At 69.2% G+C, this 18,031-nt stretch carries 21 protein-coding genes; 18 read left to right on the top strand and 3 right to left on the bottom strand.

The window, feature by feature from the left end:
- Positions 1-67 precede the first annotated feature (67 nt).
- The 5 genes from AB0I34_RS14315 (at position 68) to AB0I34_RS14295 (ending at position 3,308) form a co-directional block, all read left to right on the top strand.
- The gene (locus tag AB0I34_RS14315) at positions 68-283 is read left to right on the top strand and encodes a hypothetical protein (protein ID WP_360444918.1); all 216 of its coding nucleotides are present in this window, start codon (positions 68-70) and stop codon (positions 281-283) included.
- Positions 284-457: 174 nt separating this feature from the next.
- Positions 458-802, top strand: coding sequence for a hypothetical protein (locus AB0I34_RS14310; RefSeq protein WP_360444915.1), 345 nt, complete (start codon positions 458-460; stop codon positions 800-802).
- Between the two features lie 168 nt (positions 803-970).
- Positions 971-1,366 carry a hypothetical protein gene (locus AB0I34_RS14305; RefSeq protein ID WP_360444912.1) on the top strand — a complete coding sequence of 132 codons (396 nt, stop codon included), beginning with the start codon at positions 971-973 and terminating at the stop codon, positions 1,364-1,366.
- Positions 1,363-1,788 carry a hypothetical protein gene (locus AB0I34_RS14300; RefSeq protein ID WP_360444909.1) on the top strand — a complete coding sequence of 142 codons (426 nt, stop codon included), beginning with the start codon at positions 1,363-1,365 and terminating at the stop codon, positions 1,786-1,788. The genes AB0I34_RS14305 and AB0I34_RS14300 overlap by 4 nt, the downstream gene beginning before the upstream one ends.
- On the top strand, positions 1,785-3,308 hold the full coding sequence (locus AB0I34_RS14295) for a multicopper oxidase domain-containing protein (RefSeq protein WP_360444906.1): 1,524 nt from the start codon (positions 1,785-1,787) through the stop codon (positions 3,306-3,308). The genes AB0I34_RS14300 and AB0I34_RS14295 overlap by 4 nt, the downstream gene beginning before the upstream one ends.
- Before the next feature lie 34 nt (positions 3,309-3,342).
- Here AB0I34_RS14295 and AB0I34_RS14290 read toward each other — a convergent pair whose 3' ends face one another.
- Positions 3,343-3,840: a Clp protease N-terminal domain-containing protein gene (locus tag AB0I34_RS14290; RefSeq protein WP_360444903.1), complete on the bottom strand. Its 498-nt coding sequence runs from the start codon at positions 3,838-3,840 to the stop codon at positions 3,343-3,345.
- Positions 3,840-4,064, bottom strand: a complete 225-nt coding sequence (locus AB0I34_RS14285; protein ID WP_360444900.1) for a hypothetical protein — start codon at positions 4,062-4,064, stop codon at positions 3,840-3,842. The genes AB0I34_RS14290 and AB0I34_RS14285 overlap by 1 nt, the downstream gene beginning before the upstream one ends.
- A gap of 124 nt (positions 4,065-4,188) precedes the next feature.
- Between AB0I34_RS14285 and AB0I34_RS14280 the strand changes: the two genes are divergently transcribed.
- From AB0I34_RS14280 to AB0I34_RS14265, 4 genes are read left to right on the top strand one after another with little or no spacing between them, the layout of a single operon-like run.
- Positions 4,189-4,527 carry a metalloregulator ArsR/SmtB family transcription factor gene (locus AB0I34_RS14280; protein WP_360444897.1) on the top strand — a complete coding sequence of 113 codons (339 nt, stop codon included), beginning with the start codon at positions 4,189-4,191 and terminating at the stop codon, positions 4,525-4,527.
- Positions 4,528-4,576: 49 nt separating this feature from the next.
- Entirely contained in the window at positions 4,577-5,044 is a 468-nt protein-coding gene (locus AB0I34_RS14275) for an SRPBCC family protein (RefSeq protein WP_360444894.1), read from the top strand.
- A 3-nt stretch (positions 5,045-5,047) separates the two neighbouring features.
- Positions 5,048-5,653 carry a dihydrofolate reductase family protein gene (locus tag AB0I34_RS14270; protein ID WP_360444891.1) on the top strand — a complete coding sequence of 202 codons (606 nt, stop codon included), beginning with the start codon at positions 5,048-5,050 and terminating at the stop codon, positions 5,651-5,653.
- Between the two features lie 2 nt (positions 5,654-5,655).
- Entirely contained in the window at positions 5,656-6,246 is a 591-nt protein-coding gene (locus AB0I34_RS14265; RefSeq protein ID WP_360444888.1) for a dihydrofolate reductase family protein, read from the top strand.
- On the opposite strand, the gene AB0I34_RS14260 is transcribed toward AB0I34_RS14265, so the two are convergent.
- Positions 6,225-6,863, bottom strand: coding sequence for a peptidyl-tRNA hydrolase (locus AB0I34_RS14260; RefSeq protein WP_360444885.1), 639 nt, complete (start codon positions 6,861-6,863; stop codon positions 6,225-6,227). The two genes, AB0I34_RS14265 and AB0I34_RS14260, sit on opposite strands and share 22 nt — an antisense overlap.
- 62 nt (positions 6,864-6,925) lie before the next feature.
- Here AB0I34_RS14260 and AB0I34_RS14255 point away from each other — a divergent pair, with 62 nt between their 5' ends.
- The 9 genes from AB0I34_RS14255 to AB0I34_RS14215 all read left to right on the top strand — a co-directional run bounded on the left by AB0I34_RS14255 (position 6,926) and on the right by AB0I34_RS14215 (position 18,016).
- The gene (locus tag AB0I34_RS14255) at positions 6,926-7,717 is read left to right on the top strand and encodes a thymidylate synthase (RefSeq protein ID WP_360444882.1); all 792 of its coding nucleotides are present in this window, start codon (positions 6,926-6,928) and stop codon (positions 7,715-7,717) included.
- 147 nt (positions 7,718-7,864) lie between these two features.
- Complete coding sequence (locus tag AB0I34_RS14250; protein ID WP_360444879.1) at positions 7,865-9,136, top strand: toxic anion resistance protein; 1,272 nt, start codon at positions 7,865-7,867, stop codon at positions 9,134-9,136.
- A 39-nt stretch (positions 9,137-9,175) separates the two neighbouring features.
- Positions 9,176-9,751 (top strand): hypothetical protein, encoded by a 576-nt coding sequence (locus AB0I34_RS14245; protein WP_360444876.1) that lies wholly within the window; start codon positions 9,176-9,178, stop codon positions 9,749-9,751.
- A complete protein-coding gene (locus AB0I34_RS14240; RefSeq protein ID WP_360444873.1) occupies positions 9,748-11,142 on the top strand; it encodes an AAA family ATPase in 1,395 nt (464 codons plus the stop codon). Before AB0I34_RS14245 ends, AB0I34_RS14240 begins: the two co-directional genes overlap by 4 nt.
- Positions 11,139-12,479, top strand: a complete 1,341-nt coding sequence (locus AB0I34_RS14235) for a hypothetical protein (protein WP_360444870.1) — start codon at positions 11,139-11,141, stop codon at positions 12,477-12,479. The genes AB0I34_RS14240 and AB0I34_RS14235 overlap by 4 nt, the downstream gene beginning before the upstream one ends.
- Complete coding sequence (locus AB0I34_RS14230; protein ID WP_360444867.1) at positions 12,476-13,465, top strand: glutamate ABC transporter substrate-binding protein; 990 nt, start codon at positions 12,476-12,478, stop codon at positions 13,463-13,465. Before AB0I34_RS14235 ends, AB0I34_RS14230 begins: the two co-directional genes overlap by 4 nt.
- The gene (locus tag AB0I34_RS14225; protein WP_360444864.1) at positions 13,462-14,586 is read left to right on the top strand and encodes a hypothetical protein; all 1,125 of its coding nucleotides are present in this window, start codon (positions 13,462-13,464) and stop codon (positions 14,584-14,586) included. The genes AB0I34_RS14230 and AB0I34_RS14225 overlap by 4 nt, the downstream gene beginning before the upstream one ends.
- Entirely contained in the window at positions 14,583-16,964 is a 2,382-nt protein-coding gene (locus tag AB0I34_RS14220; RefSeq protein WP_360444861.1) for a tetratricopeptide repeat protein, read from the top strand. The genes AB0I34_RS14225 and AB0I34_RS14220 overlap by 4 nt, the downstream gene beginning before the upstream one ends.
- On the top strand, positions 16,949-18,016 hold the full coding sequence (locus tag AB0I34_RS14215; RefSeq protein WP_360444858.1) for a PP2C family serine/threonine-protein phosphatase: 1,068 nt from the start codon (positions 16,949-16,951) through the stop codon (positions 18,014-18,016). The genes AB0I34_RS14220 and AB0I34_RS14215 overlap by 16 nt, the downstream gene beginning before the upstream one ends.
- Positions 18,017-18,031: the final 15 nt, after the last annotated feature.

Here is an 18,031-nt window from a genome sequence, read left to right as displayed (position 1 = left end):
CGCACGACTTCCGACGGCCGCCCGGCCGCCGGCCGACCCAACACGCTCTCAGGAAGGGAGCAGAACCATGACGTACTTCGTCGCCGGCAACACCGCAGTCGAGAACGCCCGCGCCTTGGCGCAGTCAGCACTCCCGAACGCTCCCCAGCAGCCGTACGACGAGCCGGTCGCACGCCACCGCCTCACGGTCCGGCTCAGCGCAGTACTTCGGTCCGCCGCCCAGCGCCAGCTCGGTCTCGCGGAGCGCCTCGACCCGACTCCGACTTGCCCGACCACCGGCTGACCCGGACCTGCAGCACTCACCAAGCAGGCACGTCGCGGGCGGTTCACGCTCATCGCGGGGCTTGCACAGCCCGGACAGCCGGGTTGGTGAGTGCTGCGGGTCCGCCACCACGAAACCCCACGCCCGGCACCGGGCGTGGGGTTTTGTCGGTGTGGTCTGGCACTCTGTAGGGCGATGAGTGAGCCAGGGGTGTTGCTGACCGCCCGTGCCATGGTCCTGCATGACCTGGCCGTGCGGGGGTTCGACGACGCGGTGATGGTGTCGGTGCTCGAGGACGCCGTGGCCGGCCGCCAGTGGTGGCTGGACCAGTGGCCGGACGGCGCCGAGCACATCGCCGGCCTGGTCGCGCAGGACGTGCAGGATCGCCTGGTCGACTCCGGTGTGCGCTGGCCGCGTTGTACGGCGTGCGACGACCTGCACGATCACGAGCTCCGGATCGAGCCCGAGCTCGGCCCCGACCCGCACTGGGTCTGCGAGCGCGCCGGCATCTCGGTCGCGCCCCTCGGCCACCTCACCTGACGCGATCCGCCCAGCGAAGGCACGCTGACCGGTCATATTCCGCTTGACCTCAAGAACCCTTGAGGTTTGACGGTGAGGTCCATGACTTCACCTGATCACACCCAGAGTGGCACCCCAGGGATATACCTGATTGCACTACATGTAGACAGGCTACTATTGTCTGGCTACATGAAGGCTCTTGTCCCTCTCCGCCTGGTCGCCGGCCTGCAGGCCGTCGCGATCTGCCTGCAGCCCATCCTGGCGGGCGCCTACCTCAACGGCGAAGGCCCCGCGTTGCGGATGCACGAGCCGATCGGTCTCTCCCTCGCCGGCCTCGGGCTCCTCCAGTTGCTCATAGCAACGGCCTGGTGGCGCACCGGCGGCCGTGGGATCGCCCCGGTGGTGGCCCTGCTGATCCTGGCCGGCGAGGTGCTCCAGATCGCGATGGGCTACAGCCGCCAACTGGCCGTCCACATCCCACTCGGCGTCGCCCTGGTGGCCGGCACGGTCGCGTTCGCCGTCTGGATCAACCGGCAGCGGACCCCGGCCCGCCGCCGCACCGAGCGGACGGAGGTCAACGCGTGACCACGCTCGCCACCGAGAAGCCGGTACGGCGTCCCGGCGCGACTCTGTGGACCCTGCGGATCGCACTCGTCCTGCACGCGGCACTCGCGATCGCCCAGCCGATCTTCGCCGGCTATTTCCTGTCCGGCGACGTCGATGCGATCACCACGCACGCCGCGATCGGCGGGACCATCTGGATGGTGGCGATGATCCAGATCGTCGTCGCGGTCCTCTACTGGCGCCCCGGCGGCGGGCGGTTCTGGCCGACCTGGTTCACGGTCCTGCTGTTCTTCGCCGAGTTCGCGCAGGCCATCTTCGGCTACCAGCAGAACTTCTCCCTCCACGTCCCCCTCGGCACCGCCATCGTCATCAGCATCGTCTGGATGGCCGTCTGGTCGTTCCGCCCCACCGCACGCCTGAGTCGCCAGGAGGCCAAGAAGTGAAGCTGTCCCGCCGTGGTTTCCTGGCCGTTGCCAGCGGCACCGGTGCCGCCCTGACGCTGACCAACTGCGGCCTCGAGGCCAACCCTGGGCAGGCGGGCGAACTGCTCCGCAGCAAGGCACCGCTCCCCGAGCCGTTCCAGGTCCCGCTCCCGATCCCACCGGTGAAGAAGCCGGTCCGCAGCGACGCCCGCGCCGACTACTACCGCGTCGTTCAGAAGAAGGCGAGCATCGAGATCCTGCCCGGTCTCAAGACCGAGGTGATGGGGTACGACGGCCTCCTGCCCGGGCCGACGTTCGATGTACGGAGCGGCCGGACCACTGTGATCGAGCAGGTCAACGAACTCGACGTGTCGACCGTCGTCCACCTGCATGGCGGTCACACCCCGGCCGCGAGCGACGGCTGGCCCCTCGATCTCCTGATGCCGGCCGGGGGCCAAGGAGAACACGCCGGGCACCACACCATGACCGGTGGTGACATGAAGATGGGCAGCCGGACGTACACGTATCCGAACACGCAACGCGCCGCCATGCTCTGGTACCACGACCACACGATGGACTACACCGCTCCACAGGTGTACCGCGGCCTGTTCGGCCTGCACATCGTCCGCGACGACGAAGAGGACCGTTTGCCTTTACCCAGAGGCGATCGCGAGATCCCGCTGGTGATCGCGGACCGCGCATTCGACGACAACGGCGCGTTCCTCTACCCCGTGGCCAAGGACGGCGTCGGCGTCGAATCGCAGTACATGGAAGGTGTCATCGGCGACGTGACGCTGGTGAATGGTGCGCCGTGGCCGGTGCACGAGGTGGACGCGGTCCGCTACCGGCTGCGCTTCCTCAACGCGAGCAACGCCCGTCGCTACGAGCTCGCCTTCGACCAGGGGCCGGCGAAGTTCGTCCAGATCGGCAGCGACGGCGGACTGCTGGACAAGCCGGTCGAACACAAGACTCTGGTGATCGCGCCCGCGGAACGCTTCGACGTGATCGTGGACTTCTCGCAGTACCAGCCGGGTGACGACGTCACGCTGGTGAACAAGCTCGACGGCAGCGCGAACGTGATGCGGTTCAAGGTCACCCGCAAGGCCGCCGACGAGAGCCGCATCCCGGACAAGCTCTCGTCGTACGCCGCTGTCCCCGAACCGGCCGGCCTGATCAAGCGGCTGTGGCGGTTCCGGCGCGGTGATGCGGGCGGGCACAAGGGGTGGACGATCAACGGCAAGGCGTTCGACCCGAAGGTGATGCAGGCGCAGGTAAAGCTCGACCAGTACGAGGTGTGGTCGTTCGTCACCGACGTCCACCACCCGGTACACGTCCACCTCGCGCCGTTCCAGGTGCTGCGGCGTGGCGGCGGCGACCCCGGCGAGTACGACGGCGGCTGGAAGGACACCGTCGACATCCGGCCCGCCGAGGTGGTCGACGTACTGGTCAAGTTCACCGCCCACAAGGGCAAGTACCTGATCCACTGCCACAACCTCGAGCACGAGGACATGGCCATGATGGCCGCCTTCGAGACGATCTAGCTGTCTCGGCCGGGACGTTGGTCAGCTGCGGCACCTAGTGGTCGCCTGCGGCGAGGGCTTCGGCGGCGCGGGCGCGGAGGGCGGCGCGGTCGACGCCGGCGGCCTGGAGCGCACGGGCGACCCGGCCGCGTTCGGTGTCGAGGATGCCGACCAGGATCCGGAGCGGGCCGAGGCGACCCGTGCCTGTGTCCATCGCGCGCTTCAGCAACAGCTTGGTCGAGTCGCCGATGTGCGGGTCGCGACTCTCATCCGGCGTTGCCTCGGGCAACAAACCGATCCGGACCGCGACCCCGGCGACAGCCAGGCTCTGCTCCCACTCGCGATCCAGGGCGGTCCGGATCGTCTCCTCGGTCAGACCGGCCTCGGCCAGCATCCGCGCCGCGGACGTGGTCCGGGCCGCGGACGTGGTCCGGGTCGCGGCCAGCGCGAGCAGCACATGCTCGGCCTCGATCGACCGGGAACCGTCCCGCCGCGCCACCGTGCGGGCTTCGCGCACCAGCAGCGCGCGCACGTCTTTCGCATCCGACGCCATCAACGCCTCCTCAGGGCGACGCCCGCGGCGACCAGCCGCCGGGCGTGTTTCTTGTGCACGGCCTGCCGGGTGACCCCCAGCACCTCGGCCACGTCGGACCAGCTCCAGCCGGCCCGCATCGCCTGCTCCACCTGGCTGTCCTCCAGCCGGTCGGCCAGCCGGCGCAACGCGACCACCGCGGCCAGACCTGCCGCGGGGTCCTCGGGATCCACCAACTCGGTCATATAAGCAACCTAGGTTGACACCTTCGACCTGTCAACCAAAGTTGCTAAACGCTGACCCTTGACGCCCGGCGCCGATTGTCCCTATATTCAACATACCGGTTGATCAAGGGGACGGTTGATAAAGATGTCAGTTGACGACGAGCAGCTCGACCGGGCGTTCACCGCCCTGGGTGACCCGGTCCGGCGAGCGATGATCGCGCGACTGTCCCGCGGTCCGGCCACCGTGAACGAACTGGCCGAACCGTTCCCGATCACCAAGCAGGCGGTGTCGCGCCACATCCAGGTGCTGGAGACCGCCGGGCTGATCACCCGGACCCGGGACGGCCAGCGCCGTCCCTGCCACCTGGTGCCGGCCGCGCTCGAGGCACTGACGAGCTGGATCGACGAGTACCGGTTGGAGACCGAACGCCGCTTCCGCCGGATGGACGCCTTGCTCCAGACAGTGCGCGAGCAGGAGCAGTGAAGGAAACCAAAGAGAAGTGATGAGAGCGAACCGCAAAGGAGCAGGAAAGATGAGCACCACGATCAACACCCCCGCAGGTACCCCGTTCGTCGAGGTCACCCGCGAGTTCGACGCCACGCCGGCGCAGCTGTTCAAGATCAGCACCGACCCGGACCTGGTCGCCCAGTGGATGGGCCCACGCAACCTCGAGATGACCGTCGAGAAGTACGACGTACGCCCCGGCGGCAGCTACCGCTACGTCCACCGCGACGACTCCGGTGAGTACGCCTTCCGCGGCGTCTTCCACACCGTCGAGCAGGACAAGCTGGTCATCCAGACCTTCGAGTGGGAAGGCGCTCCCGGCGAGGTCTGCCTCGAGAAGATGACCTTGGAGCCGACCGAGACCGGCGTGCGGCTGCACCAGCAGTCGGTGTTCCCGTCGGTCGAGGCCCGCGACCAGACGATCGAGTACGGCATGGAGCACGGCATCCGCGACTCGATGGACCGGCTGGCCGAGCTGCTCGCGAAGGAGGCCTGACCGATGAGCCAGGTCGTCATCGACATCTCGGTGTCCCTGGACGGCTACGTCACCGGGCCCAATGTCGGCATCGACAACGGGCTCGGCGACGGCGGCGAGGCCCTGCACCACTGGGTCTTCCAGGGCAACGCCGAGGACAACGCCGTACTGGACGCCGCGTTCGCGGCCACCGGCGCGGTCATCCAGGGCCGGAACCTGTTCGACGTCATCGACGCTCCGAAGGGCTGGAGCGACGAGATGGGGTACGGCGCGAAGCCCACGGGCGAGGTCAATCCGCCGATCTTCGTCGTCACCCACTCCGCGCCGGCCAAGACCCGGCTGGGTGACCGGTTCCGCTTCGTCGGTAGTCCGGAGGAAGCCGTCGCACAGGCCAAGGAAGTTGCCGGGGACAAGGATGTCTTCGTGATGGGCGGCGGGCAGGTCTGTTACGAGGTCCTCGCCGCCGGGCTGGCCGACGTACTGCGGTTGCACGTGGCATCTGTCGTGCTGGGCGGCGGGACCAGGTTGTTCCCAGCCGAGCCGGCTCAGGCTGTCGAGGTCGAGCTGGTCGAAGCGGTGTCCACGCCGGCCGCACAACACCTCACCTACCGGGTCCTGAAGGGAAAGTAGCCATGGGCAACGTCATAGCCTCCGCCGTGGTGTCACTGGACGGGTTCGTCGCGGACACCGAGGACGGCGTCGGGCCGTTGTTCGACTGGTACAACAACGGTCCGGTCGAGATCTACGGCACCGACCAGGGGCGGCCGTTCCACGTCAGCCAGGCCAGCGCGGACTACATGAAGTCGACCTGGCCGAACATCGCGTCGTGCGTGATCGGGCGACGCCTGTTCGACATCACGAACGGCTGGAACGGCGTACCGGCGGTGGGCGACCACGTCTTCGTCGTCACCCACGAGCCGCCGACCGACTGGCCCTTCCCGGACGCGCCGTTCACCTTCGTCAACGGGATCGAGAACGCGATCGCGCAGGCCAAGGAACACGCCGTCGACCGCGACGTCAGCGTGACCGGTGGCAACCTCACCGGCCAGGCGATCACGGCCGGACTGGTCGACGAGATCGCCTACAGCCTGGTCCCGGTGCTGTTCGGCACCGGCCGCAAGTTCTTCGGCGACTACATCGGCCCGCAGGTCATACTCGACGATCCGCGCGTGGTCCAGGGCGACCGCGTCACCCACCTGCACTACCGCGTGAGCAAGGGATGATCCGCGATGACGGTCCGGGACCCGGGCTCCACTTCAGTGAAGCCCGCGTCCTGGACCACCGGTAGTCCACTGGCCAGCAAGCTCTCCCATTGCGCAGCGCTCGCAGTGCGCACCGCCAGCGCGAAGTCCGCAGCAGCCCAGGCCTTCCGCCCCACTGTCGACAGCGCCCACCAGGCGAGCTGCGCACCATGACCGCACTGCGCCATCGCCTTGCCGCTGGACATCTCCAATTCCGGATTGATCCACAGGACAGGCACGCCGGGCTCAGGCGCCGTTGGGTCGTCGGGGTCCTCGAAGTCGGTGCCACTCACCTGCAGGTTGGCAAGCTCCGACGGTACGGCGTCCAGCGGGGTCGGCGGGAAGACACGGACTTCCGCGGTCACACCGGTCATGGTGATGCCAGGAACGGATTCGGCCCGGCGCCACTCGACACCACGGCAGCGTTTGACGATCTTCCGGATCCGGTCGTCCTGCCAGGCGGTCATCGCCTCGGCCCACTCCCCCTCACCGGTCGAGCGGTCGTCAGCCAAGATCGCCAGGACCGCGCGAGCCGCTGTCTCCAGCGCGTCGGTCTGCGCCGGCCGAGCGTTCTTCTCCACTCGAACCACCAGCGTCATCACATGCTCCACGCTGTGAGTCTTTCAAACTTCTTGTCGGTCGATCAGGGTAGGTTGGCGGCATGCAGCAGTACCTGGATCTTCTACGGCACGTGCTGGACAACGGGGTGCAGAAGGGCGACCGGACCGGGACCGGCACGCTGAGCGTGTTCGGCCACCAGTCGCGCTACGACCTCCGCGCCGGATTCCCTGCGGTGACGACGAAGAAGCTGCATCTGCGGTCCGTGATCGGCGAGCTGATCTGGTTCCTCAGCGGCTCGACCAACGTCAAGTGGCTGCACGAGAACAACATCTCGATCTGGGACGAATGGGCCGACGCCGACGGCGAGCTAGGGCCGGTGTACGGCTACCAGTGGCGGTCCTGGCCGACGCCGGACGGCCGGCACGTCGACCAGATCGCCGGCGTGATCGAGTCGATCAAGACGAACCCGGACTCCCGCCGGCACATCGTGAACGCGTGGAACGTCGCGGACGTGGACAGCATGGCGTTGCCGCCCTGTCACACCATGTTCCAGTTCTACGTCGCCGACGGCCGGCTGTCCTGCCAGCTCTACCAGCGCTCCGCCGACATCTTCCTCGGGGTGCCGTTCAACATCGCGTCGTACGCGCTGCTGACCCACATGGTCGCCCAGCAGACCGGGCTCGAGGTCGGCGACTTCGTCCACACGCTCGGTGACGCACACCTGTACCTGAACCACCTGGATCAGGCCCGCCTGCAGCTGACCCGGGAGCCCCGCGCGCTGCCGACCTTGAAGCTGGCGCCGCGCGACTCGATCGACTCCTACGAGATCGCCGATGTCGAGCTGACCGGCTACGACCCGCACCCCGGCATCAAGGCCCCGATCGCCGTCTGACCAGGTCGCTGAGCCGTCAGCGACAACGACTACGCAACGGGACCGTCACTTGGGCCTGGAACCGCGTAGATTGTGTGCGCGTCACGGAGGTGACAGTGCGCGCGGGTGACGGGGACGCCGCGCGGAGGCCACCGGAGGGGAACGACGATGACCGAAGCCGACAACACACCAGGTACGCCGGCAGCCGCGGCCGCCGCGCAGCCGGCGATGTCGCCGCTGCAGCCGCCGACCGCGACCGCGCCGGGGCTGATACTGACCGCGCCGCCGCCGTCACAGCCGGTTGCCGCGACCGCGGCACCGAGCCTGGCGCCGGCCGTTGACGCTGCCGCCCTGCCCGGCCTCGACGCGAAGGTGGACACCTTCCTGACCGCGCTGATGTCGGCCGAGCCGCGCTCGCCCGAGTTCGCGGCCAAGGCCAGTGACGTCCGCAGCATGGGCGACGTCGACATTCGCGCCGCCGCCGACAGCTCGAACCGGCTGCTCAAGTCGCCGGTGCGGGCGCTGCAGGAGGGCGGCCTGTCCGAGGGTTCGACCGTCGGCAAGACGCTGCTCGAACTGCGCCGTACGGTCGAGGACCTGGACCCGAAGGACGCGACCGGGCCGAAGAAGCTGCTCGGGATGATTCCGTTCGGGGACAAGCTCGAGAACTACTTCCGCAAGTACCAGAGCGCGCAGAGCCACCTCGAGGGCATCCTGCACGCGCTGCGCAACGGCCAGGACGAGCTCGGCAAGGACAACGCCGCGCTGAACCTGGAGAAGCAGCAACTCTGGGACGCGATGACCCGGCTGAACCAGTACGTGTACGTCGCCGAGCGGCTGGACGCGAGGCTGTCCGCGGCCATCGCCGAGCTGGATGCGACCAACCCCGACAAGGCCAAGGCGTTCCGCGAGGACGTGTTGTTCTACGTCCGGCAGAAGCACCAGGACCTGCTCACCCAACTGGCCGTGTCGATCCAGAACTACCTGGCCATCGACATCGTGATCAAGAACAACATCGAGCTGATCAAGGGTGTCGACCGCGCGTCGACCACCACCGTCTCGGCGCTACGTACGGCGGTCATCGTGGCGCAGGCCCTGAGCAACCAGAAGCTGGTGCTGGACCAGATCAGTGCGCTGAACACGACCACCAGCAACATGATCGAGCGCACTTCGCAGATGATGAAGGACAACTCGGTGGCGATCCAGCAGCAGGCCGCGTCGGCGACGATCGGGCTGCCGCAGCTGCAGGCCGCGTTCGCGAACATCTACGCGACCATGGACGCGATCGACACGTTCAAGGTGGAGGCGCTGGACAACATGGCCGCCACCATCGGCACGCTGGAGACCGAGGTGACCAAGTCCCGGAGCTACCTGGAGCGGGTCGCCCAGCAGGACCAGCGAGTCGTTCACGGCAGTCTCGATCTCGACCTCGGCCGCTGAGTCGCGGCCGCCGGGGACGACAGCTAGCGAGGGGACTGCATGGCGCTCGGTGACTTCTTGGCGCGGCTGACCGGCCGCAAGCAGGAGCCCGAGCCTGCCCCGACCCCCCGCGCACCGACGAACGACGATCTGCTGGCGGCGCTGGTCCGCGTCGAGCAGTTGGTTGCGGACGGCGCCGTACCAGCTGTGGTCGCGTCGCGGGTCGGACGGGTGGTCCGTGTGGTGCGGGAGACGATCCCGCGGCTGGGGAACCTCGGTGGGAGCGCCCAGGCGTACTCCGTGATGGCGACCGCGACGGACTACCTGCCGGAGGCGATCGGCGGCTACCTACGACTGCCACGGCAGTGGGCGGATACGCGGCCGGTGGACCGCGGCAAGACGTCGCTGATGATCCTGATCGACCAGTTGGACCTCCTGGGCGCAACGATGGACAAGGTGTTCGACGCAGTGAACCGGGCCGACGCGGCGGCGCTGATCGCCCATGGCCGGTTCCTGCAGGAGAAGTTCGGCACCGGCTCCACCGGCGGCGGCCTGGCCCTCGGTCCGACGGCCTCGACCCCGCCACCTGACATCACCGGACCACTACAACCACCATCCGGACGAGGAGAGGCATGAGCGGCGAGGGGGGACTCCGCGAGGCGCTGACCGAGCTGCTGGCCGTGGCCGGCCGGGCCGGTGTCGCCGAGGACCGCGCCCGCTCCGAGGCGCTGTCGCTCGCGGCCGCGCTGGCCGAGTCGGCGCCGGGCGCACCGGCTGACTGGGGCAAGGTGGTCGAGGGCGCGACGACACAGGACTTCTTCGACGCCGCAGTCCGCGGCCGTCGCTGGCGCGGTGCGCCGACCGGCGCGCTGAGCGAGCTGATCGCCGACGGCTCGGCAGAGAAGGTCGCCTACGCGGAGGCACTCGCGGGGGTGGCATCGGCGGCGTGCACGCTGGGCGAGCCGACGATGCGGGTCGTGGGCAACGCCTCGGTCGCGGCGGCGGCACAGCTGCAGGCAGCAGGTGCTCGCCCGCTGCAGGTCGGCATGACGCCGGCCAGTCCCCCGACCGGCAATCCGGCGTCGCCCGCCGCGGGCCAAGCACAGGCAGCTGCGCAGACGGCGACGCAGCCGGCTGTGGAGGAGGCCGAGCCGCCGAAGACAGTGGAAGAGCTGCTGGCTGAGCTGGACGAGTTGACCGGTCTGGAGCGGGTCAAGCGGGAGGTGCACCGGCAGGTCGCCGTACTGCGGGTGGAGAAGCTGCGGACCGAGGCAGGGCTGAAGAGTCCGACCATCACGCGGCATCTCGTGTTCGTCGGCAACCCTGGCACGGGCAAGACCACAGTGGCGCGGCTGGTGAGCGGGATCTACAAGGCGCTGGGCCTGCTGTCGAAGGGGCAGCTGGTCGAGGTCGACCGGTCCGAGCTGGTCGCCGGGTACCTGGGCCAGACCGCGACGAAGACCGCCGAGGTGGTCGCGTCCGCGGCGGGCGGGGTGCTCTTCATCGACGAGGCGTACAGCCTGACCGCAGGAGACACCGGCGCCGATCAGTACGGGCGTGAGGCGGTCGACACACTGGTCAAGGAGATGGAGGACCGGCGCGACGACCTGGTCGTGATCGTTGCCGGTTACCCCGAGCCGATGGAGACCTTCATCGCCGCGAACCCCGGACTGGCCAGCCGGTTCCGGACCACGATCGCGTTCGACGACTACAGCGACGACGAGCTGACCGACATCCTGACCGGGCTGTCGGAGGGCGCCGACTACGAGTTGGTGCCGCAAGCACTCGAACGGTTCCGGGAGATCCTGGCCGGCACGCCGCGGGATCGCTCGTTCGGCAACGGGCGGTTCGCCCGGAACGTGCTGGAGGCAGCGATCGGCCGGCATGCCTGGCGGCTGCGCGACGTGACGGCACCCACCAAGGACCAACTGCGTCAGATCCTCGCCGAGGACCTCAGCGACGAAGCCGAGGACCACACCGACGTACCTGAGCAGGTCGAGCAGGACGAGCAAGGAGACGAGGCGTGACCCAGACACAGAGTGCGCCGCAGCCCGCGACCTGGTCGCCGCCGGCCCAGCAGTCCGGTACGCCGGCTGTGCAGCCGCCGGCCTCTCAGACGGCGAGCCGGCGGAACGCGATCGCCCGGTGGTTCGACGGCACGCCCGGCCGGATGCGCGCCATCTTGATCCTGGCCGCGGTCATCAGCGTCGTCTTCGGCCTGTGCGCGGCGCAGGGGTTCCGTCAGTCCGACGGTGCCCTGAAGCGCGCCGAGGAGAACGCCGCCCAACTCGTCCGGATCCAGGAGATCCACACCAACCTGGTCAGCGCCAACGCCGACGCGACGAACGCCTTCCTGGTCGGCGGCCTCGAGCCACCGGCGCAGCGCCAGCACTTCGTCGACTCGATGGCGTCGGCCGCGGGCCTGATCGCCGAGGCTGCCACCGCGCAACCCGCGGACCAGGAGGCGCTCGGCGCGCTCAACAAGACGCTGCTGACGTACCAGGGTCTGATCGAGCAGGCGCGGGCGAACAACCGCCAGGGTCTCCCGATCGGATCGCAGTACCTGAGGGACGCGAACGCGGTCCTGCAGAACGACTCGCTCCCGCTGGTCCAGGCGCTGGTCCAGGCCAACGAGGACCGGACCGCCGACGAGTTCGGCGCCGTCAGCGACGGCACCATCTGGGTCCTCGTGAGCGGCGTCCTCACGCTCCTCGTGTTCGGCCTCACCCTCCGCTGGCTGGCCCGGCGTACGCACCGCTACATCAACGTGCCGATCGCGGCCGGCGCCCTCCTCGTCCTGGTGACCGTGATCGTCGGCAGCGTCGCCCTGTCTTCCGCGGCCGGCGACGCCTCCGACACCGAGGCCGATGCCTACGCCGACACCCTGGCGCTGTCCCGGGCCCGGATCGCGGCGTACGACGCCCGATCGAACGAGAGCCTCACGTTGATCGCCCGCGGCTCGGGTGATGCCTTCGACAAGGCGTACCAGGCCGCGGCCGGCCGGGTCGAGGAGCAACTGAGCAAGCTCTCGGGTACGGCCGCCGACGGCATCCGCACCGACTGGGATGCCTACCGGACTGTCCACGCCGAGGTCCGGAAGCGGGACACGGCCGGCCAGTGGGACAGCGCCGTGGACCTGGCCATCGGTACGTCGAAGGACCCGACGAACTCGGTCAAGACCTTCCAGGCCTTCGACCAGGGCTCGGCCGACGAACTGACGAACACCAGTGCGGCGGTCACGTCCAACCTGTCTGACTCCCGTAACGGCCTGCCGCCGATCGGCTGGCTCGGCCTGCCGATCGGCATCGCGGCCGCACTGCTGGTCGTGTGGGGCATGTCGCAGCGACTGGAGGAGTACCGATGAAGAAACTCACCCCGGTCGTGGTCGTGGCCGCTCTCCTCCTGACCGCCTGCAGCTCCGGCAACTACGACGCCACCCAGATCCCCGCCGAGCCCGCCCCGAAGGCCACCACCGCGGCACCGCCCGCGGAGCCCAAGCCGTGCGCAGACGGCCAGGACCCGTTGGCGTCGTACGCACCGGACGCCAACGTGCCCGCGCCCGGAAGCCCGATGCCGGCCGGGACGATCCTGGAGAAGATCCAGAAGCGCGGTCGCCTGATCGCCGGAGTGTCCGCGGACAGCCTGAACCTCGGCTCGCGGAACCCGATCACCGGTCAGATCGAGGGCTTCGACATCGACATGATCAACATGGTCGCCGACGCGATCTTCGGCCCGCCGGCAGCCGGCCAGCCGCACAAGGTCGAGCTGCGGGTGATCTCCAGCCCGCAGCGGATCCCGTTACTGATGGACGGTGCGGTCGACATCGTCGCCCGGAACATGACCATCAACTGCGCCCGCTGGGACCAGATCGCCTTCTCCGCCGAGTACTACCGGTCCGGCCAGAAGACGCTGGTGCAGTCCGACTCGACGGCGAAGAGCGTCGCCGACCTGTCCGGTAAGACGATCTGCGCGCCGGCAGGGTCGACCAGTCTGGACAACCTGAAGCGCAAGAACCCTGCGGTCAAGCCGATCACCGCCGACTCCGACACCGGCTGCCTGGTGCTGTTCCAGCAGGGCAAGGCGGCCGGGATCTCCGGCGACGACACGGTGCTGGCCGGCGATGCGGCGCAGGACCCGTACGCCAAGATTCTCCCGGAGCGGTTCAGCGACGAGCCGTACGGTCTCGGCTTCCAGAAGGGGCACCCCGAGTTCGTCAGGCTGGTGAACGAGGCGCTCGCGGACATGAAGGCCGACGGCCGCTGGCAGCAGTCGTACACCAAGTGGCTCGGCAAGCTGGGCAAGACGAATCCGCCGGCACCGATCTACGGCCGGACCCAGGGCCTGTCATGACCGTTCGTACGCCGACTGCCTCGGCGCCGGCGCCGCCGGGGAAGATGGGGAGCAGCGTTCCGGCGACGGAGCTGCTCTCGTTCCTCGACGCGCTCGGGACGTGGCGTGACCGGCGGAAGGCCGAGCTGGATGAGCTCGACCAGGCCGCGCTGCACTCCCCCGAGTCCGACGCGCTGAGTGCGGACGTCGTACTCGCGATGGCGGTCTGGAAGGCGGTGTCGGATCGGTACGAGCTGATCCTGATCACCTGGGACTCCGGCCGGGTCGGGTCGAAGGAGACCGAGCGGATCAGCACCTTGATCTGGGGCGGTCTGGACACCGGCGGCGCGGGCGGGTCACTCGCGGTTTCGTTGCCCGAGGCATGCAAGTTGTCCGACGCACTGGCGTCCAGCCTGCGAGCCAAGCTGGCGCTGGAGCCGGGTGACGCCGACCTGGCCGCCCGGCTGCGCCAGTTGCGCGCCCAGGTCGAGCGGATCAACGACCTCGTCAAGCTCGAACCGGCCGGCACCCGCAACGCCGCGATCGCGGAGCACCACGACCTCGATCGCCGGGTGACCGACCTGGTCGATCGGAACAAGCGCGGCGCGGACATCGGCGGGCTGATCGGCCCGCTGGAGATCGACCTGGCCCGGAGCGAGCGGGACCTCATCGTCGGTGCGGCGACCCGCAAGGAGCGCGCCGCCGATGTCGCGCGTGCACGGTCGCTGCGCAGCGAACTGGAGGCACAGGGCCAGGCGGTGCGCGGTCTCGCCGACAAAGCGGTCGCCACGGTCACCCCGGCCCCGCGTCTCGCCGTACCTGATGTGACTGCGCTCGGACCGGTGCCGAACACGCCGTCCGAGCTGGAGAAGTACCTGGCCCGGCTGGACGCCGTACGACGTGCGCTCGGTCAGGCACAGGCGGCGTACGGCGCCGTACTGGAGCGTCGGGACGAGCTGGCCGCCCGGCTGGACGCGTACCAGGTGAAGGCGGCGAGTGTTGCTCCAGGCAATGAAGATCTCGCCGAGCTGTACCGGCGCGGCCGTGCGGTAATCGAGTCGGAACCGGTGGAGCTGGCCCGGCTGGGTGCACTGGTGACGGCTTATCAGGCCTACCTGGAAGCCACAGGAGGGACGAAATGACGACGACCATTGCCTGTACGCAGCCCGGCTGCACCGGGAGCATCCAGGACGGGTACTGCGACGTGTGCGGCTCGCCCGCGTCTGCAGCCGCGACCAGTCCGACCCCGTCGACCGGCGCGTGCACACAGCCCGGCTGCACCGGCACGTTCGTGGACGGCTACTGCGACGTCTGTGGCACACCGGCACCCTCTGGTGCGGTCAGCCCGTCCGCTGTTGCCGGAGCCGCTAGCGTCACCACGCCGGACATGCCGGACCCGATCAGCAGCCCTTCAACGGTTTCGCGCGCCTCCAACCGGCTCGCATCAACCCCGCTCGGCTCGGCCCGCGCGGGCGCGGCCGGTTCGAAGCTGACCCGCAAACTGGGTACGTCGTCCACCCGGCTGCGCGGAGCGCGACTCGGGGCCGGCCTGACCCAGGTGCCGTCGATCCCCGCGATCGACGCCAGCAAAGCGATCCTGGTCAACCCGATGGTCCCCGAGGACCGCCGGAACTGTCCGAGCTGCGGCCATGAGGTCGGCCGCGCTCGCGGCGACCAGCCCGGCCGGACCGAGGGCTTCTGCCCGAAGTGCCGGAGCAAGTTCTCGTTCTCGCCGAAGCTGCACGCAGGTGACCTGGTCGGCGGCCAGTACCAGGTGGCCGGCTGCCTGGCGCACGGCGGCTTCGGCTGGATCTACCTGGCCCGGGACAAGAACGTGTCCGACCGGTGGGTGGTGCTGAAGGGCCTGCTCAACTCCGAGGACCCGGACGCGGTCGCCGCCGCGATCGCCGAGCAGCAGTTCCTGGCCCGCGTCGAGCACCCGCTGATCGTCGAGATCTACAACTTCGTCACCCACGACGGCGCCGGCTACATCGTGATGGAGTACGTCGGCGGCACCTCGCTGAAGACGTTGCTCAAGCAACGGATGGCCGCGAACCACGGGCAGTACGACGCGCTGCCGATCGACCAGGCGATCGCGTACCTGCTGGAGATCCTGCCCGCGTTCTCGTACCTGCACGACCTCGAACTGCTGTACTGCGACTTCAAGCCGGACAACATCATCCAGGTCGGCGACGCGGTCAAGCTGATCGACCTCGGCGGTGTCCGGCGGATCGACGACCTCGACTCGGCGATCTACGGCACGGTCGGTTTCCAGGCCCCCGAGGTGGCCGAGGTCGGCCCGTCGGTCGCGTCCGACATCTTCACGCTCGGCCGGACGTTGTGCGTGCTGGCGATGGAGTTCCGCGGCTACCAGTCGCGGTATGTCGATTCGCTGCCGCCGGTGAACGACGTACCGCTGTTCCAGAAGTACGACTCGGTGTACCGGCTGCTGGCCAAGGCGTGCGCGAAGGACCCGGCGGACCGGTTCCAGTCGGCCGACGAGTTCCGCGTGCAGCTGCTCGGCGTACTGCGGGAGGTCGTCGCGGACAAGCAGGGCGACAAGGCGGCGCAGCACTCGGCGTCGTCGCTGCTGTTCGGCACGCCTGGTGACAAGTCGGCAGGGCTGGTGGACCAGGCTGAGCCCTGGCAGCAGTTGCCGTCGCTGGCGCCGGACGACAGCGACAAGATGGCCGGCTGGCTGAAGACTGTGAGCGTTCCGGACGCCGCCAAGCGGCTCGAAGTGCTGGTGGACGCGCCGGAGTCGTCGCCACAGATCCTGCTGGAGATCGCGGAGGCGGCGCTCGAGGTGGGCGAGGAGCGCTACGACATGGTCGACACCGCGGTGTCCGACCTGCTCGCCGAGGACCCGTGGGAGTGGCGGGCGGTCTGGATGGCCGGACTGGTCGCTCTGGCCCGCGGCGACGCGCCCGGTGCGCAGTCGGCTTTCAACGCCGTTTACGGCCAGGTACCGGGTGAGCTCGGGCCGAAGCTGGCGCTGGCGATCGCCTGCCAGCAGAGCGGCGAGTACGACGTTGCCGAGGGCCTCTACCTCACCTGCGCCCGCACGGACGCCAACTACATCGCGCCCTCGGCGTTCGGTCTGGCCGCCATCCGCACACAGCGGAACGACCTCGACGGAGCCCTGGCCGCACTTGACCTGGTGCCGCGAACCAGCGGCGCGTACGTGCGCGCCCGTCGCCAGCGGGCCGGTCTGCTGGCAGGATCGGGGCGTGGCCTGCCCGCGCTCGCTCAGGCGATGGACAGCATCGACGCGCTGACCATCGACCCGGTCGACCGGGCCAACCTGGCCGCGGACGTGTTCCGGACCGCGCTGGCCGAGGTCCAGCAGTCCGGTCCGCAGGAAGGACTGCGGATCGACGGACGGGAGGCTACCGAGCCGGCCCTGCGGGACGGGCTCGAGACCACCTACCGGCAGTTGGCCGACCAGGCCGAGAGCCGGCCGGAACGAATCGCCCTGGTCGACCAGGCCAACGAGGTTCGAGGATGGACGTTGCGATGACGAGTACGACCCAGACGGTCTGCCCCAGCTGTGGCGGGCAAGTGTCCGAGGCCGATCGCTTCTGCGAGGCCTGCGGCGCCGAGCTCAACCCGACGGCCGCCCCCGCCAGTCCTGCCTTGGACACCGACACCGAGCCCACGATCGAGATCAGCACCGCCCCTGCGGCCGAGCCGGTCGGGCCGTGCCGGTCCTGTGGTGGTGCGATCGGTGCCGAGGGGTACTGCGAGACCTGCGGCACGAAGGCGAGCAAGCCGCGCGACCACTTCGACGAGCATCCCGCACCGTGGGTGGCCGGAGTGTGCGACCGCGGCATCCGGCACAGCCGCAACGAGGACGCACTGGCCATCGCGGCCGACGCGGAGCCGGGCAGCCGGGCACTACTGGTCGTCTGTGACGGTGTGAGCTCGTCACTCGACTCAGACGTCGCCAGTCTGGCCGCGGCACGCGCCGCACGCGAGGTGCTGGTGGCCGGGCACGCCCAGGGCATCGGCACCGAGTCGTCGCACAGCAATGCGATCGTGGCCAGGCTCAAAGCGGCTGCCGACGCCGCCAATGACGCCGTACTGGACAACACCAGTCCGGACAGTCCGAACCCTGCGTCGTGCACGTTCGTGGCGGCCGCGCTGGAGGACGGTCTGCTGGTGGCCGGCACGGTCGGGGACAGCCGCGCGTACTGGTTCCCGGACGAGGACGAAGCGGTCCCACTGACCGTGGACGACTCGTGGGCCGCGGAGCTGATCGCGACCGGTATCCCCCGTGCCGAGGCCGAATCCGGTCCGCACGCGCACGCGATCACCCGCTGGCTCGGCAAGGACGCACCAGACCACACACCCCGGACCACCACAATCCGCCCGGCCGGACCGGGCTGGATCCTGGTCTGCTCGGACGGGTTGTGGAACTACTGCTCCGAGGCGGCACCGCTGGCCGACCTCGTACGTCAGACCGCTGCGGCGCACGGTGGCGAGCCGCTGGCCACCGCGTCCGCCCTGGTCGACTGGGCCAACGCCCAGGGCGGTCAGGACAACATCACCGTCGCGCTCGCACGGATCTAAGGAAAGGACGCCGAG

It is taken from the genome of Kribbella sp. NPDC050281 (assembly GCF_040655855.1).
Lineage (GTDB): Bacteria > Actinomycetota > Actinomycetes > Propionibacteriales > Kribbellaceae > Kribbella.
Note: the sequence above shows the minus strand (reverse complement) of the source record. Positions and strands in the feature narration are given on the sequence as shown.

Coding starts and splice junctions, on each gene's coding strand:
- AB0I34_RS14290 (WP_360444903.1), bottom strand. CDS start 3,840: ATGGCGTCGGATGCGAAAGACGTGCGCGCGCTGCTGGTGCGCGAAGCC.
- AB0I34_RS14315 (WP_360444918.1), top strand. CDS start 68: ATGACGTACTTCGTCGCCGGCAACACCGCAGTCGAGAACGCCCGCGCC.
- AB0I34_RS14250 (WP_360444879.1), top strand. CDS start 7,865: ATGACCGAAGCCGACAACACACCAGGTACGCCGGCAGCCGCGGCCGCC.
- AB0I34_RS14305 (WP_360444912.1), top strand. CDS start 971: ATGAAGGCTCTTGTCCCTCTCCGCCTGGTCGCCGGCCTGCAGGCCGTC.
- AB0I34_RS14255 (WP_360444882.1), top strand. CDS start 6,926: ATGCAGCAGTACCTGGATCTTCTACGGCACGTGCTGGACAACGGGGTG.
- AB0I34_RS14275 (WP_360444894.1), top strand. CDS start 4,577: ATGAGCACCACGATCAACACCCCCGCAGGTACCCCGTTCGTCGAGGTC.
- AB0I34_RS14285 (WP_360444900.1), bottom strand. CDS start 4,064: ATGACCGAGTTGGTGGATCCCGAGGACCCCGCGGCAGGTCTGGCCGCG.
- AB0I34_RS14270 (WP_360444891.1), top strand. CDS start 5,048: ATGAGCCAGGTCGTCATCGACATCTCGGTGTCCCTGGACGGCTACGTC.
- AB0I34_RS14280 (WP_360444897.1), top strand. CDS start 4,189: ATGTCAGTTGACGACGAGCAGCTCGACCGGGCGTTCACCGCCCTGGGT.
- AB0I34_RS14310 (WP_360444915.1), top strand. CDS start 458: ATGAGTGAGCCAGGGGTGTTGCTGACCGCCCGTGCCATGGTCCTGCAT.
- AB0I34_RS14265 (WP_360444888.1), top strand. CDS start 5,656: ATGGGCAACGTCATAGCCTCCGCCGTGGTGTCACTGGACGGGTTCGTC.
- AB0I34_RS14220 (WP_360444861.1), top strand. CDS start 14,583: ATGACGACGACCATTGCCTGTACGCAGCCCGGCTGCACCGGGAGCATC.
- AB0I34_RS14240 (WP_360444873.1), top strand. CDS start 9,748: ATGAGCGGCGAGGGGGGACTCCGCGAGGCGCTGACCGAGCTGCTGGCC.
- AB0I34_RS14215 (WP_360444858.1), top strand. CDS start 16,949: ATGGACGTTGCGATGACGAGTACGACCCAGACGGTCTGCCCCAGCTGT.
- AB0I34_RS14225 (WP_360444864.1), top strand. CDS start 13,462: ATGACCGTTCGTACGCCGACTGCCTCGGCGCCGGCGCCGCCGGGGAAG.
- AB0I34_RS14230 (WP_360444867.1), top strand. CDS start 12,476: ATGAAGAAACTCACCCCGGTCGTGGTCGTGGCCGCTCTCCTCCTGACC.
- AB0I34_RS14245 (WP_360444876.1), top strand. CDS start 9,176: ATGGCGCTCGGTGACTTCTTGGCGCGGCTGACCGGCCGCAAGCAGGAG.
- AB0I34_RS14260 (WP_360444885.1), bottom strand. CDS start 6,863: ATGACGCTGGTGGTTCGAGTGGAGAAGAACGCTCGGCCGGCGCAGACC.